At 63.7% G+C, this 13,038-nt stretch carries 12 protein-coding genes and 2 pseudogenes; 3 read left to right on the plus strand and 11 right to left on the minus strand.

Features of this window, described 5'->3' with window-relative positions:
• Positions 1-108: 108 nt before the first annotated feature.
• Complete coding sequence (locus OKW38_RS26225) at positions 109-534, minus strand: OsmC family protein (RefSeq protein ID WP_429333785.1); 426 nt, start codon at positions 532-534, stop codon at positions 109-111.
• Between the two features lie 319 nt (positions 535-853).
• Between OKW38_RS26225 and OKW38_RS26230 the strand changes: the two genes are divergently transcribed.
• Positions 854-1,162: a DUF4148 domain-containing protein gene (locus OKW38_RS26230; protein WP_429333784.1), complete on the plus strand. Its 309-nt coding sequence runs from the start codon at positions 854-856 to the stop codon at positions 1,160-1,162.
• 139 nt (positions 1,163-1,301) lie between these two features.
• On the opposite strand, the gene OKW38_RS26235 is transcribed toward OKW38_RS26230, so the two are convergent.
• The 5 genes from OKW38_RS26235 to OKW38_RS26255 all read right to left on the minus strand — a co-directional run bounded on the left by OKW38_RS26235 (position 1,302) and on the right by OKW38_RS26255 (position 5,334).
• Entirely contained in the window at positions 1,302-1,856 is a 555-nt protein-coding gene (locus OKW38_RS26235) for a carboxymuconolactone decarboxylase family protein (protein ID WP_184059908.1), read from the minus strand.
• Positions 1,857-1,888: 32 nt separating this feature from the next.
• On the minus strand, positions 1,889-3,217 hold the full coding sequence (locus tag OKW38_RS26240) for an aspartate aminotransferase family protein (RefSeq protein WP_187610799.1): 1,329 nt from the start codon (positions 3,215-3,217) through the stop codon (positions 1,889-1,891).
• A 5-nt stretch (positions 3,218-3,222) separates the two neighbouring features.
• Positions 3,223-3,579 (minus strand): hypothetical protein, encoded by a 357-nt coding sequence (locus tag OKW38_RS26245; RefSeq protein WP_429363861.1) that lies wholly within the window; start codon positions 3,577-3,579, stop codon positions 3,223-3,225.
• A 97-nt stretch (positions 3,580-3,676) separates the two neighbouring features.
• The gene (locus OKW38_RS26250) at positions 3,677-4,531 is read right to left on the minus strand and encodes a MurR/RpiR family transcriptional regulator (RefSeq protein ID WP_090809694.1); all 855 of its coding nucleotides are present in this window, start codon (positions 4,529-4,531) and stop codon (positions 3,677-3,679) included.
• 80 nt (positions 4,532-4,611) lie between these two features.
• Entirely contained in the window at positions 4,612-5,334 is a 723-nt protein-coding gene (locus OKW38_RS26255) for a haloacid dehalogenase type II (RefSeq protein ID WP_090809692.1), read from the minus strand.
• Between the two features lie 144 nt (positions 5,335-5,478).
• Between OKW38_RS26255 and lhpH the strand changes: the two genes are divergently transcribed.
• A complete protein-coding gene (lhpH, locus tag OKW38_RS26260; protein ID WP_429333782.1) occupies positions 5,479-6,486 on the plus strand; it encodes a trans-3-hydroxy-L-proline dehydratase in 1,008 nt (335 codons plus the stop codon).
• 133 nt (positions 6,487-6,619) lie between these two features.
• Here lhpH and OKW38_RS26265 read toward each other — a convergent pair whose 3' ends face one another.
• The 4 genes and pseudogenes from OKW38_RS26265 to gltA all read right to left on the minus strand — a co-directional run bounded on the left by OKW38_RS26265 (position 6,620) and on the right by gltA (position 11,900).
• Positions 6,620-7,330, minus strand: coding sequence for a hypothetical protein (locus OKW38_RS26265; RefSeq protein WP_429363863.1), 711 nt, complete (start codon positions 7,328-7,330; stop codon positions 6,620-6,622).
• Between the two features lie 22 nt (positions 7,331-7,352).
• Complete coding sequence (locus OKW38_RS26270; RefSeq protein WP_429363865.1) at positions 7,353-7,979, minus strand: DUF429 domain-containing protein; 627 nt, start codon at positions 7,977-7,979, stop codon at positions 7,353-7,355.
• Positions 7,976-10,255 (minus strand): amylo-alpha-1,6-glucosidase, encoded by a 2,280-nt coding sequence (locus OKW38_RS26275; protein WP_090810509.1) that lies wholly within the window; start codon positions 10,253-10,255, stop codon positions 7,976-7,978. The genes OKW38_RS26270 and OKW38_RS26275 overlap by 4 nt, the downstream gene beginning before the upstream one ends.
• A gap of 345 nt (positions 10,256-10,600) precedes the next feature.
• A pseudogene (gene gltA, locus OKW38_RS26280) lies at positions 10,601-11,900 on the minus strand (citrate synthase).
• A gap of 381 nt (positions 11,901-12,281) precedes the next feature.
• Between gltA and OKW38_RS26285 the strand changes: the two are divergent.
• On the plus strand, positions 12,282-12,683 hold the full coding sequence (locus OKW38_RS26285; protein ID WP_429333778.1) for a hypothetical protein: 402 nt from the start codon (positions 12,282-12,284) through the stop codon (positions 12,681-12,683).
• A gap of 62 nt (positions 12,684-12,745) precedes the next feature.
• Here the strand turns inward: OKW38_RS26285 and OKW38_RS26290 are convergent.
• Positions 12,746-12,874, minus strand: a pseudogene (locus OKW38_RS26290) (alpha/beta fold hydrolase); the annotation flags it as partial.
• Positions 12,875-13,038: the final 164 nt, after the last annotated feature.

A 13,038-nucleotide genomic window follows, 5' to 3' on the forward strand; every position in this document is an offset into this window, starting at 1 on the left:
GCCTACTCGCGTCGGGGTCATCCGTTCATACGACAACCGGCATCAAAAAACCGGCGGCGGACATGGCCCGTCGCCGGCTTCGTTGCGCGCTCACAGTGACAGCGGGGCTCAGGTCTCGAGCTTCGCATCCATCGTAATCGTCGCATTCAGCACCTTCGACACGGGGCACCCGGCCTTCGCGTCCGCGGTGGCTTTGTCGAACGCGGCCTTGTCTCCGCCCGGAATCTTCACGGTCACGTCGAGATGCACCGCGGTGATCGCGAAGCCGCCGCCGTCCTTGTCGAGCGTGACGGTGGCCGTGGTGCCGATGCGCTCCGGCGTGATGTTGGCCTTGCCCAGCTCCGCCGACAACGCCATCGAGAAACATCCCGCATGCGCAGCCGCGATCAGCTCTTCCGGATTCGTGCCGATGCCGTCCGCGAAGCGCGTCGCGAACGAGTACTGGGTGTCCTTCAGGACGCCGCTGTCGCTAGAAATCGAGCCCTTGCCGTCCTGCAGGCCGCCTTGCCAGACTGCCGATGCCTTGCGCTTCATTGCTCTCTCCTGTTTGTGCCTTGCCGCGCACGCTGCTCGACCAAAGATGATGCCCGCCGCGGCGGTCCGCCCGGATGTGTCCGCGCCTGGGCATCGGTCGCAGGTGCCGCGCGGCTTGCAGGCGCGGGCGTGGACCGGATTTCATCATAGGCGCTTCCGCGTCCCGGCGCGGAAAAGCGCCTTTTTCACTATCTCAAAACTGGCAATAATATTTCGCCAGAAAGCCGCTTTTTTACTGACCTCGTAAGAAATAGACTGCGTTCAACGGATCGGGAAAGCGGTTCACACCGATCCACCACACAATCAATTGGAGGTCGTCATGAAATCGCTTCTTTCCGCAGTCGTCGTCGCATCCGCTCTTATCGTTCCGGCACTGTCGTTCGCCCAGCAGACAAACGGTCCGGTCACGCGCGCTCAGGTGCGCGCCGAACTCGTAGCCGCGCAAAAAGCAGGCCTCCTGAACCAGAACGACGTCACCTATCCGAAGACCGTGCCCCAGGACTCGACGATCGTCACCGCTTCGGCGCAAGGTTCGCAAGACGTCGGCGGCGCGAAGGCCAGTTCGTCGGACGCGGGCGCGCCGGCGACGGTGCAGCAACGTCTCTTTTCGACGTATCGCGGTAACTGAGCGTGATAACTGATCGTGATAACTGAGCGCGCAAGTCGTTAATGCAGCCCGCAGTAAAAAGCCCCGGTTGCGAAGTTCGGCAACCGGGGCTTTTCGTTGGCGCGCGGCGCTGCTGCGCAGCCGCTCGTTGGCAAAAGCGCTATTCGGGAAACGGCAGGCTTTGCTGCCCCACTGCGCGCATGTCGAACACGTTCAGCGTCATCGCGACCAGCGCGTAGTAGCCGAGCAGGCCGACCAGGTTGATCACGACCTGATGCCCGAAACGCCCGACCGCCTGCGCATACGTCGCGGCCGTCACGCGCTTCGTCTCGTACAGTTCGCTCGCGAAGTCGTAGATCAGCGCGTCGTCGGCATCGGCGAACTCGGGGCGGCGCCCCTGGCGGATCGCCTCGGCGTCCGCTTCGCCGACGCCCGCCTGCAGCGCGATCGGATAGTGGATGTACCACTCCGCCTGGGCCTGCCAGCGCGAAGCGGTCACCAGAATCGCGAGTTCCGACAGCCGCAGCGGCAGCCCGGTCTGGTAGCGGCAAAACGCGCCGAGGCGTTGCGCGTGCTGCGCGAGATCGGGGCTGTGAATCCAGCCGAGGAACGGCCCATTCAGGTTGCCGCGCGGGCCGGACAGGATTTCGTCGAGCACCGCCTTCTGTTCGGGCGTGGCAGTGGACATGTCGAAGTGGGGCAAGCGCTCGGTCATCATCGTTCTCGCAAAAGGCGGTGGGTCGAATCTCAGCGGGCGGCGAGCGACGCGCCGATCGCATCGCTGAGGCGGCTGACGATCTCGTCGATGTCGCGCTCCGTGCAGATGAACGGCGGCGCGAGCAGCACGTGGTCGCCGCTCTCGCCGTCGACGGTCCCGCCCATCGGATACACCATCAGGCCGCGCGCGAACGCTTCGCGTTTGATCGTCGCGTGCAGTTTCAGTTTGGCGTCGAACGGCTCTTTGGTAACGCGATCCTTGACGAGTTCGACGCCGACGAACAAGCCGCGCCCGCGCACGTCGCCGATATGCGCATGTTGCGCATAGTGCTCGCGCAGCCGGCCGCGCAACTGCTCGCCGCGCGCCTGCACGTTCGCCAGCAGATCGTCTTCCGCGATCACCCGCTGCACTTCGAGCGCGGCCGCGCACGCGGTCGCATGGCCGATATAGGTATGGCCATGCTGGAAGAAGCCGGAGCCGCCGACGATGGTCTGATAGATGCGGTCGCTGACCAGCGTCGCGCCGATCGCCTGATAACCCGCGCCAAGGCCCTTGGCGATGGTCAGCATATCGGGCGCCACCCCGTCTTCGTCGCAGGCGTACAGATAGCCGGTGCGGCCCATGCCCGACATGATCTCGTCGAGAATCAGCAGCACGCCGTAGCGGTCGCACACCGCGCGGATCTTGCGGAAGTATTCGCGCACCGGCGGCACCGCGCCCGCCGTGGCGCCGACCACCGTTTCCGCGACGAACGCCGCGACCGTGTCCGCACCGAGCGCGAGAATCTTCTGCTCGAGTTCATCGGCGAGACGCTGAGCGAACGCTTCTTCGGTTTCGTCCGCGCGCTGCTCGCGATATGCGTAGCACGGGCTCACGTGATGCGCTTCGATCAGGATCGGCAGGAACGGCTCGCGGCGCCATGCATTGCCGCCGATCGCGAGTGCGCCGAGGGTGTTGCCGTGATAGCTCTGCCGACGCGCGATGAAATGGCGCCGCTGTGTCTCGCCCTTCTCGACGAAATACTGACGCGCGAGCTTGAGCGCCGCCTCGATCGCCTCCGAGCCACCCGACACGAAGTACACGTGCTCGAGTCCGGCCGGCGCGCTCGCGACGAGCCGGTCGGCCAGTTGCTCGGCCGGCTCCGTCGTGAAGAACGACGTGTGCGCGTACGGCAACCGTTGGGCTTGCCGCTTGATCGCGTCGATCACGCGCTGGTTGCTGTGACCGAGGCACGACACGGCTGCGCCGCCCGACGCGTCGATATAACGCTTGCCGGTGGAGTCGATGATTTCGATGCCGTCGCCCGCGACGGCCACCGGCAAGGATTGCTTCGGAGAGCGATGAAAAACGGTGGACATGATGTTCAGTTCCTGGTAAGGGCGGCGGGCGCTGAAACGCGGGCCGGTTCGGGCGTCGCGCACGCGACGAAAGTGTCGAACGCGCATTGCTTCTGGCGATACGCTTTCATCGACACACCAGCGTTGCCGATTTCGAACAGCGCGGTGGCGAGAGTGTTTTCCTCGTCGGGATCGTAAGGATCGTCGCGATAGATCGGCAAGCCCGCCGGCGCGCGATCGTGCAGTACGTCGAGCAGGGCCGCCGGTTGCAGCGGGCCGGCCGCGGCGAGGCGATTTCGCCAAGCCGGTAGCCGATGTCGTACGGCTCGCCGCTGACCTGAAAAAACACTGAATTCCTGCATCGACGCCACGGGTCGCACCATATTCAACAATCGGTACGTATTTATACGCCAATACAACATTTGTTGTCAAATACCTTGAACGGCATCGAATGGAGCGCGGCGTGCCTCACGCAATCGCTCAAGGCACGTACGCGCCCTTCGCATGCAACGATTGTTCGGCGAGCGCAAGCTGCTCGAGCGCATCCGCGCCTTCGAGCGCGAGCAAGTGCGCGACCAGCGCTTCGGCGATCGCTGTGGCGGCCACCAGCGACGGAAAGAACGATGGGCTTTCGTGCGAGAAGATCAGTACCTTGTCGGCGTTCAACGCGATCGGCGACACGGCGCTGTCGGTGAGGGCGATCAGTTTGCTGCCTTTTTCGAGCGCGGCCTCGGCGACGCGCGCGGCTTCGACCGAATACGGCGCGAAGCTGATGACGATGGTCGCGCTGTCGCGCTCGATCGTGCGCAGTTGCATTTCGAGCGTGCCGGCCTCGCCGTTGAGCAGCGACACCGACGGACGAAACAGCCGGTAGCCATAGACGAGACCGAACGCCACCGCGTAACACGAGCGGAAGCCCGCCACGTGCACGTGCGACGCACGCCGCAACACGCGCGCGGCCTCGACGATCACGCGGCCGCTATGCGCGGCGGTCGTTTCGAGATTGTGCTGCTGCGCGACGAGAAGATCGTTCGCGAGCGCATCTTTCGATTTGACCATCGAGCGCGCCCGGCTCGTCAACGGCTCGGGCCGCGTGCGCACGCGCGCGACGAACAGATCGCGCAATTCGTTCCAGCCGGGAAACCCCAGTTGCTGCGACAGCCGCACCAGCGACGCGGGCTGCACCTGCGCGCGCTCGGCCACCTTGCGCATCGACGACACCGCGACCTCGTCGGGATGATCGAGCAGGAAGCCCGCTCCCATCTGGAACTGCGGGCTCAGTTCGGGAAAGCGCGCCCGGATCAGGGCGACGAGCTGATCGAAGCTGTCTGGCATGGGGAGGTGGTCGGCGCCGGAGTGAGAGATGACAACAAATGTTACCACCGGGCAGGCGCGTTTCAACGGCGCGAAGATGCTCAGTTCACCAGCGCTTCCCGATGCGCGTCGACGAAGTCCGCCATGCTGTCGAAGCGGAAGTCGATGTCAGGCTGCGAGCCCGGGTTCATCGTCGCGCCAAAACCCGGCTGCGAATGACGGCGGTAAATCCAGCACGACGCCAGGCCGAACTCGTTTGCGGGCTTGTGGTCATGGAAGAGGCTTTCTGCCGTGTGAAGGATTTTTTCCTTCTTGATGCCGCGCTGATCGAGCTTCTGAAGCATGTACTCGAAGTTGCGCGGCGACGGCTTGTAGGACCCGACGTCCTCCGCTGTGATGACGGCGTCGAACTCAACCTGCAGCCTGGCGTTGCTGAAGGTGAAACTTTCGTTGTCGATGTTCGACAGGATGACCAGCTTGTAGTGCTTCTTCAGATATTGCAGCGCGAGCGCGGAATCGGCGAATGCCGGCCAGTTTCTGATCGACTGGCCGTACGCCACGCATTCTTCGTGTGTATAGGGCAGGCCCCACTCTTCAGCCATGCGCTTATATACGATGGGAAGCAGTTCCTGATAGCGCTTCGCAGGGGTAAAGTTCTGCTGCGACGACTCGTGGCGAGCGTGCGCTTCGAGAACCTCGTCACGCGTGAGCGGCGTCCTGGCTCGCTCCAGCAGAGGCCTCAGGCCTTCAAGGATGCCACTCTCCCAGTCGATCAAGGTGCCATAGCAGTCAAAAGTCAGTGTATCGAAATCGGTCAGTTTCACGACTCCTCCTGTCGGATGGCGTGCTCAAAGGTTGAACCCATGCCGAAGCGCAGCTAATCTGGTCAAACACGGGTCCAATACCTGGAGACTATATGCGCAACCCTACGGGCAGTGACGTTCAATCGAATAACCCCCAACGCACACATGAAAATCACTCGCACTATTTCGACAGTCGAGGTCCATACCGGCGGCGAAGCGTTCCGTATCGTGACGAGCGGGCTTCCTCGTCTTCCCGGTGACACCATCGTCAAGCGTCGAGCGTGGCTGAAGGAGAACGCCGACGAAATTCGTACCGCGCTGATGTTCGAACCGCGTGGTCATGCTGACATGTACGGCGGATACCTGACCGAACCCGTTAGTCCCACGGCAGACTTCGGAATCATCTTCGTCCACAACGAGGGTTATAGCGACCACTGCGGACACGGCGTTATCGCGCTGTCTACCGCGGCGGTCGAGTTGGGCTGGGTTCAGCGCCAGATTCCCGAGACGCGAATCGGCATCGACGCTCCATGTGGCTTCATCGAGGCGTTCGTGCAATGGGATGGTGAACACGCCGGCAACGTACGCTTCGTCAACGTTCCGTCGTTCGTCTGGAAACGGGATGTCACGGTCGAGACGCCGTCGTTTGGCACGGTAAAGGGTGACATCGCCTTCGGTGGTGCCTTCTACTTCTATACGGACGGAGCGCCGCACGGTCTCGCAGTCCGGGAGTCTTCTGTCGAGGAACTGATCAAGTTTGGCGCCGAGGTCAAAAAAGCTGCAAACGACGCGTACCCGGTTGAGCATCCCGATATCCCGGAAATCAACCACATCTACGGGACCATCATTGCCAACGCACCACGGCACGAAGGCTCGACGCAAGCCAACTGTTGCGTGTTCGCCGACCGCGAAGTGGACCGTTCGCCCACCGGCTCAGGGACGGGCGGACGCGTCGCGCAACTCTATCTGCGCGGCGAACTGGCGAGCAACGAGACGCTCGTCAATGAGTCCATCATCGGCACGGTCTTCAAGGGGCGTGTACTCAGTGAGACGACCGTCGGCGACTTCAAGGCCGTCGTCCCCGAGGTCCAGGGCAACGCATACGTTTGCGGTTTCGCAACCTGGATCGTGGACGAGCGTGACCCGCTGACTTACGGTTTCCTCGTCCGATAATCGGTTCCTTGCAGTCGCTTTTAGCGCGAAACGCCGTGACAGGCATTCCGCGTTGTTTGATTGGCGAATCGAGCGGCCCGGCCGGTAGGTCAAAGCGCGGCTTCGTGCGCGAGGCCAGCGCGTTGGCATCACCTCATCGCCCGTTCTTACCTTGCGTCTTCTTTGCGGTCGCTCTGCTTCGGTTCCGAAGCGCGAAGAACACACCGGCTCCGAGCGCGACGAGCAGAACCACGATCAGGCCGCCACTGACGTCGCTCATGCCGGTCATGCCACGAGATTCGCTCTGGCTGGGCGCCGCCGAGGCAGCCACGGGCGCGGAAGCCTCCGCCGCGACGGGCTGCGGAAGCGCCACACCGGCGGCACTCCCTTGACGCACCAGAGAAGCCTCCGATGTCGGCGAGGCCTGGGACACCTGAGATGCATCAGATGCGGATACGACTGGAGGCGCTTCGGGATTGGGACCGACAGGTGCCATCGCCGCTTCAGAGGCCGTCACGACAGGCGCGGCCGGCTCAGGCGCGGCCGGCTGAGGAGCGACGTCGACGGACCGGGCCATCGCCTTCCACTGCGCGAACACGCCATCCACGCAGTGCACATCGATACAGGCGTTTCGCGCCTGCCGCCACTTCGCCAGTTGCGCGGACGAGAGTTTCCCGCTGCTCAGAAGAGCCTGTTGCTGCGCGAAGATGTCGTCGTACTCGTTGTTCAGGATCGCGTGATCGCAAATGACGCGCTCAGCGGGTTGCTGCGAGGTTGCACACTGAATGTCGTTCGCCGATGCCGCGGTCGAACCCAACGCCGCCATGGATAGCAGCAATACTCCGAATCGTCGTGCCAGGTGCACCCGTCCTCCCAGAATGTGAGTGTCAAAGTCCAGGCACCACGATGAATCCGCCTGGCTCGTCACCGTATGTTTCGACTCTGCCGTCGAGCAGATAACGTGCCGCCAACGCGCATAGCGCCGCGTCGACGTCGTCGATCGAAGTCAGCGACGCTGTTGCGATACCTTCCCGTTCGAGGATTGCCCGGCGCTGCGGACCCTTTTGCTTCGCGGATGCGACGTCCGTCCCGAGGAAAGCGCACGTGATCGCGTGGGGGAATGTCTCGAAGCACACGCGGCCATTGATTTTTTCGCCGCCGCTGAAAAGCGGAAAGTGCGCGACGAATGCGTCGTAGACGCGCTCGCCGTTGAACATCCATCCGTAGAAGCCGCTTTTGCTGGCGATCGCCGTTTCGCGAGCGGGTGTCGCAAACGAAAAGATTCGCTGCCGCGCGAGCGCCTTCTCGGCTAGTCGTCCCGCGGCGCCTGTTCGCCAACGACACGGCGCATCGATGCCGACCGCCGCCACCTCGAGTGCGCGACACCGTTCGAGCATCTGTTCGGGGGTCGCGTTGCCGAGATGGCTCACGATCTCGGTGCCGCGCAGGACGACCAGATGGTTTCCCTTCCGGTCGCCGCCAACATCGATGCCCGCTACCGTGGTCGGCGTCAAAGCAGCGCCACCACCCTCACATCGCCCTGCTCCGCCGACGCCACCACCTTCTCGCCGATCCGGCGGAACGTGATCGACACCGACGCATCCCCGACCCGCAGATCGCTGACCTCGAGCCAGTCGATACCTTCGGGCAGCATCGGCTGTTCGATCAGCACTTCGCGGCGCTCGGCGTCGATCGTGATGCCCAGACACGCCTCGAGCATCATGAACGGCGAGCCCGCCGCCCATGCCTGCGGCAAACACGCGACCGGATAGGCCGTGGGCGGCTCGCCGCGGCGTCGCGGGAAGCCGCAAAACAGCTCGGGCAAGCGCATGTCGAAATTGACCGCGGCCTGAAACAGGGCCTGCAGCAGCTTCACGGCCGACGCCTTGCCGCCATAGCGTGACAGCCCGCGCGCGCACAGCGCGTTGTCGTGCGGCCAGACCGAGCCGTTGTGATATGCCATCGGATTGAAGCGCGCCTGGCTCGCGGCCAGCGTGCGCACGCCCCAGCCGGTGTGGAACAGCGTCGAGTCGAGCGCCCGCACCACCGCCTCGCCGCGCTCGCGCGTCGGCAGGCCGAACGCCAGCAGATGCCCCGCGTTCGATGCCATCACGCGACACAACTCGCCATGACCGTCGAGCGCGATGCCGTAAAAGCCGACCTCGTCCATCCAGTACTTTTCTTCGACGCAGCGGCGGATCTTCTTCGCGCGCTCCGCGTATTGCGCGGCCGCGTCGCGCAGGCCGCGCAGCTTCGCGTAGTGAGCCATCGTGTCGAACGCGGCGCTCGCATAGGCCTGCACTTCGACGAGCGCGATCGGGCCGTCAGGGAAGCGCCCGTCCGCATGGAACACCGAATCGTGACTGTCTTTCCAGCCCTGGTTCGCGAGGCCGCCATCCGATTCGCGCTGGTAATCGAGCAGCCCGTGCCGGTTTTTGTCGCACACGCCCGCGACCCACTGCGCCGCGCGTTCGAGCGCCGGCCATAGTTCGTCGATCAAGCCGACGTCGCCGGTGCGGGCCGCGTAGGCGCCGGCCAGCACGATGAACAGCGGCGTGGTGTCGACACCGCCGTAGTACAGCGCGAACGGGACTTCGCCGGCCGCGGCCATTTCGCCCTTGCGCATCTCGTGCATGATCTTGCCCGGCGCGGCGTCGCGAAACGGCGAGTTCTCGCGCGCCTGATGCTCGGCGAGAAAGCGCAGCACGCCGGCTGCGAGATGCGGTTGCAGCCACAGTGTCTGCAGCGACGTGATCACCGCGTCGCGGCCGAACGGGGTCGAAAACCATGGGATGCCCGCGTACGGGTACGGGCCGGTCGCGAGATCCGTCGTCAGCAGGCCGAGGTCGGCGAACGAGCGGTCGATCCACGCGTTGAACAGCGGATTGCTCGACCGCACGCGCGCGCTCGCGTTGCGTCGCTCGCGCATCACCAGGTGCGCATCCACCATTGCCGCGCGTACCGCCGTGCGGCCGACGCGCGGGCGCTCCGCATCGATCTGCGAGAGATGCGCTTCGCTCAACGCATGCATCGGCTGCGACACGTCGGCGCCGGGCTTGCCGGTCATCGGCACGACATGCACCGCTATCGACAGATAGATCGACACGCATGCCTGCGCGGGCAGCTTGACGGTGTAGTCGGCGCGGTCGGCGAACAGCTTGTCCGGCTGCGGAGAGAACGCGATCCGCACGTTGCGCGCCACGTCGTCGAGACCGATGTAGCCGAGCAGCACCTCCTGATTCTCGATGCGCGCGGGCTGCACGCGACCCTGTTTGTCGCGCTTCAGGCCGCGCACTTCGAACATGTCGCGGAAATCGCTGGAAAACGAAATCGACAGCGGCACGGTCGCATCGTGCGTGCCGTAGTTCGTGAGCTCGATCGCCTCGTTGAGCACGGTGCCGGACAGCACGCGCACACGCTCGACGTGGATCACGCCTTCGGGCGTGCTGTCGCCGCCGAGCGGCGGCAGCGGGCGGTTGGTCAGATGCGCGGTGAAACTGGTGTTGTCGCTGCTGACGCTGCCCGACAGCAGCGACGGCGCGCGGCCGCCGAAGGTCAGCCGCAATTGCGACATCACGCGCGTATCGTTGACGAACAGGCCATCGTCGTGGCCGGTGATATCGCCGAGCGGATCGTTGACGACGAAGGTGTCGCCCGACTTGAGCACGTGCTGCGTAACGCTCGCGACGTTAAGGTTTTCCGTCGGGATGAAAACGCCGTCCTGCTCGGGCTCGCGATGATCGACGCCGCCGGAGTGGGTCAGCCCGCCGAGGGCTTCTGGCTGCTGTATCAAGGTCGCTCCTATGGATTCGCTGCTGCGTTTGGTTGCACTTCGGGTCTCGCCTCGGATCGGCCGCCGGATTGCCCGGTTGCCCCGTCACCCGGGCCCCGGTTGGCCGGCCCCCCGGTGGGCCGGCCCCCGGTTGACCGGCCCATCCGATTGTAGAGGCTCTTTCCGCGTGAGACGAGCTTATCGCCTCGGAGTTTCGGCTTTTTGCGCCGTTTTTTGACGGCGTTTTCGGTGGCACGGGACGTGCAGGCGGCAGGATGCGCGGAACGTAAAAAAACCCACGGCCTCGTGAGCCGTGGGTTGGCGACCGTCGTTGAACGCGTTGTCGGGCGTCTATCCGGCCTGTTACCGCTTCGCGACCGGCTTCGCCTCGCGCAGCGTCTCGCCGATGAACAACTGACGCGGACGGCCGATCTTCTGCTCGGGATCGGCGATCATTTCGTTCCACTGCGCGATCCAGCCGACCGTGCGTGCCATCGCGAAGATACAGGTGAACATCGACGTCGGAATGCCCAGCGCGCGCTGCACGATGCCCGAGTAGAAGTCGACGTTCGGGTACAGCTTGCGCGACACGAAGTATTCGTCTTCGAGCGCGATCTTTTCCAGCGCCATCGCGAGCTTGAACAGCGGGTCGTCGTGCAGGCCCAGCTCTTCGAGCACTTCGTGGCAGGTTTCGCGCATCAGCTTCGCGCGCGGGTCGTAGTTCTTGTACACGCGGTGGCCGAAGCCCATCAGCTTCACGCCCGAGTTCTTATCCTTCACCTTCGCGATGAAGTCGGGAATGTTGTCGACCGAGCCGATCTCTTCCAGCATGTTCAGCGCGGCTTCGTTCGCGCCGCCGTGCGCCGGGCCCCACAGACACGCGATACCGGCCGCGATACACGCGAACGGATTCGCCCCCGACGAACCGGCGAGCCGCACGGTCGACGTCGACGCGTTCTGCTCGTGGTCCGCGTGCAGGATCAGAATGCGGTCGAGCGCGCGCACCAGCACGTCGTTGACCCTCGTACTCCTCGGCGGGATTCGAGAACATCATGCGCATGAAGTTCGCGCTGTACGACAGGTCGTTCTTCGGATACACGAACGGTTGACCGACGCTGTACTTGTACGCCATCGCGACCAGCGTGGGCAGCTTCGCGATCATGCGGATCGCCGATACGTCGCGATGCTGCTGGTTCGTGATGTCGAGCGAGTCGTGATAGAACGCGGACAGCGCGCCGACCGCCGCAACCAGAATCGCCATCGGGTGCGCGTCGCGACGGAAGCCGCGGAAAAAGAAGTGCATCTGCTCGTGCACCATCGTGTGCTGCGTGACGGTGTTCTCGAACGCGGCTTTCTGCTGGGCGTTCGGCAGTTCGCCCTTCAGCAGCAGGTGGCAGGTTTCGAGGAAGTCGGCGTTCTGCGCGAGGTTGTCGATCGGGTAGCCGCGGTAGAGCAGTTCGCCCTTGTCGCCGTCGATATATGTGATCTCGGAGTTGCACGCCGCCGTCGACATGAAGCCAGGATCGTACGTGAATTTGCCGGTCTGGCCGTACAGCTTGCGGATGTCGATGACGTCGGGGCCCAACGAGCCCTGATAAATCGGCAGATCGATGGTCTGGTCGCTGTCGGAAAAGCTCAGCGTTGCGTGTGACTTCGAATTCATGTACGTCTTCCTTTTGCTTGATACCGCACTCGCGCCGGCATGCATCGCAGTCGTACGGCGAGGCGCGACATCGGCGCTCCCGAAGACGGGCATGCTCAGGCTCCGCTGCGCATTCTACGGGTCGGCGTGTCGTTGATTGCGTCGATTGATCGCAACAGTCCATCTCCTTGGGCGCAACATTCGTTGTCGGCACGCGGCGGGTGCATCGCGATGCCGTTGAAAGTTGCACGAAAGTCGGAACACCAGCCGCAACAATGTTTTGCTGCCAGCACACTGCGTCGGCGTGGATCCATCTGCGATACTCGATCCGTGCATTGATGCTTGCGGCCCGCGATTCGAAGCGGGTTTTTTTGATCACACAGAAAAGCAGGACGAATACAAATGAATGTCTCTCTCGAAACGCTGTTTCCGGATCATGTCCATACCGAAGACCACACGGTCACCGCGCTGAATCATCAGGATATCGTCGTCGCGTTGTCGGCGGCGCTGAAGACGCAGAACGTCGCAGTGCTGCACATGCTCTATCCGCGCACCGACGCGCGCACGCATCGCAGTCTCGACACGCTCGTCGACGTGCTGCATGGACACGGCCTGCATGAAGTCGCCGATCTGATCGCGCAGGAAGCGCACTATCTGTTGTTCAAGGACCCGGTAAAGGCGTGGAAGGTATTCCACGAAATCCGCAACGACTCGCTCGCGATCGGCGTGCATCTGTACTATCACGGGCTCGTCGGCGAGGCGGCCGAACGCGCGCTCGACAAGGACGCGCATCGCAAGGCCTGATGCAGTAACGGGCGATCGGCGGCGCGCGCCGGCCGATCGCCCTTGATCTTCGCTTCACTTGCTCAGCGCGCGCTCATCGCCTGAATGAAATCATCCACGTAACGATTGAACGCGGACGGATGCGCGAGGTTCATGCCATGCGACGCACCGCGTACCGTTTCGCGGCGCGCATCGGGCAACCATCCCTGCAACGGAGTGTTTGCCAGCGTCGATCGAACGGCCCATCGCAAGCGTCTTCACGTGCGTCCGCAATAGAGACCTCGGGAGACACGCCGGGCCCGCATCGCGTCGCTTGCCCGTCACAGGGCCGGTAAAGCGCAGCGTCCATTTGCAGCCCGCCTTGCCAAGGGCCGGT

Source organism: Paraburkholderia sp. MM5496-R1 (assembly GCF_050436205.1).
GTDB classification, from domain to species: domain Bacteria; phylum Pseudomonadota; class Gammaproteobacteria; order Burkholderiales; family Burkholderiaceae; genus Paraburkholderia; species Paraburkholderia tuberum.